This is a genomic window from Bacillus sp. JJ1127 (assembly GCF_036965845.1).
Classification (GTDB): Bacteria; Bacillota; Bacilli; order Bacillales; family Bacillaceae_G; genus Bacillus_A.
The window spans coordinates 537-4352 of sequence record NZ_JBALQK010000068.1 but is presented as its reverse complement, the minus strand read 5'-3'; the positions used below and the strand labels follow the sequence as shown (position 1 = coordinate 4352).

Genomic DNA, 3816 nt, shown 5'->3' with positions numbered 1-3816 from the left:
CCCAAGTGTAAAAAAACGTAATCCTTTCTATATATTTTACAAAAAGAATAACGTTTTTTTCGTTTTATAGATACAACTTCATTCATTTTTCTTGGTGTTCCGCATCCCATTCACTTAAATAGGATGCATATTCTAATTCATCTGGATTATCATGTAACATAGAAATAAACTCTAATTTATTTCCATCACAATCCAGAAAGTATACACTTGCAGCAGGCATCCATCTTTGGACAATTGGCTCTTGATTTCCTTTTCCCTGGCTTCCTACCACTTCTATTCCACGACTCTCTAACCACAATTTAGAAGTCTTTAGAAATTCTAAGTCTACACCAAAAGCAAAGTGTTTCATCTCAAAATCTTCAATATTATGTACTTCCCATAGTCCAAGCATTTGCTTTTTACTTTCTCCTACCCAAAAGAAAGCCACTTTTCTTTTGGGTAGTTTCCTTGCTAATGCTAACCCTAACTTATTTTGATAGAAATCTATCGCCTTTTCTAAATCTCTTACATGTAAATGAGTTTCATATATGCTCTGTATCATTATGCTTTTCCCTTTCTTTATTGGTAACTTATATTTATAACTTATTTATTAATTTGCTGTACTCTTTTTTGAGTAATATACTGAAAGTAAATTAAACTCCACATGCAAAAATATTGAAAAAACAATTGACAGTGAGTAATCCGTAATCATACCAAATATGATTCCCCCGAAAAATGCGAACAGCATAAATTTTATGCTAGTCTGATTAAAGCTGTAATATTGTAAATGAGCTACAGCGAATAGAAAGGAAGATATTAGGATCTGTACCGTAACTGGTATGTAAAATATTTCATAAAGAGGGTATATTGGGAATGAATTATTAAGCATTGGTATAATCATCCCTCTGAAAATTACTTCTTCAAAAATAGGATACATAATTACAAAGTTTAAGATGTTCTTTTTCCCGCTCGGCTTATACCCTGAGTATCGTGAAATGAAAATATTCGTTATTGCGGCAATCAAGATTAATAGAACAATTGGTTCGTAGTGAATTGGTAAACGGAATACATAATTATCTTCATAAAAATAAATAATTACTGTCAGCAGTGTTCCCCATATATAAATAATTTCATTTTCTATCTTTCGGTACAACGTTCTTCCAATAATAACACCAACTGTAATATCAACAATTTTATATGAAAAAGCTAATAAAACAGCAAGTACCAAAGCAATAAGGTAGCTCATATCGATTTATCACCCTATCTCACAAGGAACTCCTTTGGAATTCATGCATTTGATTGACATCCAACATTACTTGATTTTGAAATATTTTCCCGCTATTTAATTTTTTATATTATGTTAACTAGTTTGGTATACGCTATACATTAAATGACGATGTAAACTAGTGCTGCTATAAGATTTGGAATAGCCATTATTAAAAAACCTTTTGATTGGTCGATACGGCCAATTTTACGCTTTTCCTTTTTTGAAAATAGGGTTCCTTTATTACCTAAAATTAAGCTATCAATGAAGTAAGCTAAAGCTAACCCAATGCTAATTAACCCAAAAGTTCCACATACATAATAAATGTGACTCCAATCCCGACTAAAATAAGATTCTACAGATACGATAAGTAATAGAAGTATTCCTGAAATGAGTCCTCTCTTTATCATTATGATCCCTCTTTCAAAAAGATTTAATATCCACATTATACCATATTATTGAGTGTATATTTTTTAAACAAATTCCGATAATGTTGTGTTATGTTAACTCATCTTGTATAAACTATACAAGGCTTTTAACTGTTTCTTACATGATATAATTTAAGAAAACAGGGGGTTGTGAAGGTGAGCAACGAACAATATACAGTAACATCGTTAAACGCAGGCAAGATTGATACCTATACTTACGGTAAAAAAGTATATCAATCAGCCATTAAGAAGCAACGGATAGAGGGCTCTGTCTTTCTAAACAAGGTTGGGTTAGTTTGTGATGAACAAGCATATGAGTATCATGGTGGAGAGAATAAGGCATTGTGCTTATATCCGCATGACTACTATGATTATTGGAGACCTATGTTCAAAAACCTGGTAGATGTCGCTCTTTTCGGCGAAAATCTCACTGTTGCGGGACTAACAGAAGAAAAGGCTAATATCGGCGATATTTTCTCGTTTGGAGAAGCCATCATCCAAGTATCTGAACCCCGTAATCCATGTTATAAACTTGCAGCAAAATACGAAATGCCTAAATTAATTGTAACAGTGCGGGAAACAGGCTATACAGGTTTTCTTTTCAGAGTTCTCAAAGAGGGAATGGTATCTAAAAATGACCCATTGATCCTGCTTGAACCTCATCCACAAAAAGTTTCAGTTGCCTTAGTTAATGATGTTAAATTTCATGACCGATTTAATCCTGAAAAGGTTGAGCAAGTTTTACAGGTTCAGGAACTATCTGAAAGCATGCGTGTAGCTATACAAGAACAATTCCGTTCAGGAAAGAAAGCTGGATGGGGATAATTCAACACATGCACTTCCAATAACAAATTTTACGTCAACTAGCACCTCTTGTGTGGGGCTAGTTGTTTTTTTACAGTAGCAAAGATGAGATTTCACTTTTAGAAACTGTCTTAGTATACGCTAAGATTCTTTCAACATAAAGATTGTTGATAACTTGTACGTGTCAGTAATACCATCTAGCTGTAGAGTGCCGAAAAAAAGTTAAGCAAACAAAAAATAACTCCAAAATCAACTTTTATTGTATATTTTGGAGTTACTTGACGTTTACTTTGCAACGAAAGAGAACCGCAACACTGCCTAAAACCTGGGCGCTTATCACATCCACAAACACACAAAATTAAGAAGCCTTCTTCATTCGTTGTTGCTCTTTAATTTGTTCAGCAATAGCTGCAACATGAATACATTCCATATATAGGTCGTCAGCATCTGTATCTTTCACGCTAACTTTTATACTTGTATACTCAAAATCCCTTTGATTTGTTTTTGGATGGTAAAACATGTTTCTCTACTCTTTCATATAGAGTAAGCAATTGCTTGATAAAAGAAAATTTCTGTACTAACCAATACGAAAATAACGCTGAAACACATCCTATTAAAGCCCCTATTGCAACATCAAAAGGATAATGAACCCCTACCCAAATACGAGAGATCGCTACACAAAATGCAAGTATAAGCCATAACCATCCAGTCTTTTTACGAACAAGCCAAAACGAAAAACAAATCGAAAAAAAGAGAATCGTATGGTCACTAGGAAATGAATTATCTACAGCATGGTCGACAAGTTTATTAACATCAGGCAATACTGCAAACGGCTGATAATTCAAATGAAATTTCCCTGCTATTTTTCCAATCACCTCAGCAATCACAAAAGCAACCATCGCTTGAATAACCATCATCCTACTTTTTCTGAACCCGGTAAACCAATAAGCTATAATAATTAAACCAAAAATATATACCATATATTCTGCCAAAAATACCATGGCTGAGTTTAGGAATGAATATTGTTTACCTAAATCATTAATTGCTCGAAAAATATCAATATTGAATTGAGAAAAAGACATTTTCAAAGCCCTCCTTTATAGTAAGGTGTTTAACTGATTGCCATATACCTTCATTACATGAATAGTTTTGATTATTGTACTCATCTAAAAATACCAACCTTCTTGTACGCTTATAATTTTATTATGGGAAAGAAGGTTTAAATGGGACTTAACTACTTCTTAGCTATGTGAATGTACTGTTTCTTCCTCTTGTATTTGAGAATCTGAAATATCCTAACCGTTGAACGAGCTGTAACAAAATACTGTATCAAAAATAATC

The 3816-nt window shown here is 33.1% G+C and carries 6 protein-coding genes; 1 reads left to right on the top strand and 5 read right to left on the bottom strand.

Annotated elements, in window-relative coordinates; all coding sequences use genetic code 11:
• Window positions 1-82: 82 nt before the first annotated feature.
• From V7183_RS08650 to V7183_RS08640, 3 genes are all read right to left on the bottom strand, one after another.
• Entirely contained in the window at window positions 83-541 is a 459-nt protein-coding gene (locus V7183_RS08650) for a VOC family protein (RefSeq protein ID WP_335359215.1), read from the bottom strand.
• 48 nt (window positions 542-589) lie between these two features.
• On the bottom strand, window positions 590-1225 hold the full coding sequence (locus tag V7183_RS08645) for a CPBP family intramembrane glutamic endopeptidase (RefSeq protein ID WP_097897823.1): 636 nt from the start codon (window positions 1223-1225) through the stop codon (window positions 590-592).
• 140 nt (window positions 1226-1365) lie between these two features.
• Window positions 1366-1653, bottom strand: coding sequence for a DUF5316 family protein (locus V7183_RS08640; RefSeq protein WP_097897822.1), 288 nt, complete (start codon window positions 1651-1653; stop codon window positions 1366-1368).
• Window positions 1654-1827: 174 nt separating this feature from the next.
• Between V7183_RS08640 and V7183_RS08635 the strand changes: the two genes are divergently transcribed.
• Window positions 1828-2496, top strand: a complete 669-nt coding sequence (locus tag V7183_RS08635; protein ID WP_335359214.1) for an MOSC domain-containing protein — start codon at window positions 1828-1830, stop codon at window positions 2494-2496.
• Between the two features lie 337 nt (window positions 2497-2833).
• Here V7183_RS08635 and V7183_RS08630 read toward each other — a convergent pair whose 3' ends face one another.
• Both V7183_RS08630 and V7183_RS08625 read right to left on the bottom strand, forming a co-directional pair.
• Window positions 2834-2995, bottom strand: coding sequence for a hypothetical protein (locus V7183_RS08630; protein ID WP_165497469.1), 162 nt, complete (start codon window positions 2993-2995; stop codon window positions 2834-2836).
• On the bottom strand, window positions 2958-3557 hold the full coding sequence (locus tag V7183_RS08625) for an undecaprenyl-diphosphatase (protein ID WP_335359213.1): 600 nt from the start codon (window positions 3555-3557) through the stop codon (window positions 2958-2960). The genes V7183_RS08630 and V7183_RS08625 overlap by 38 nt, the downstream gene beginning before the upstream one ends.
• Window positions 3558-3816: the final 259 nt, after the last annotated feature.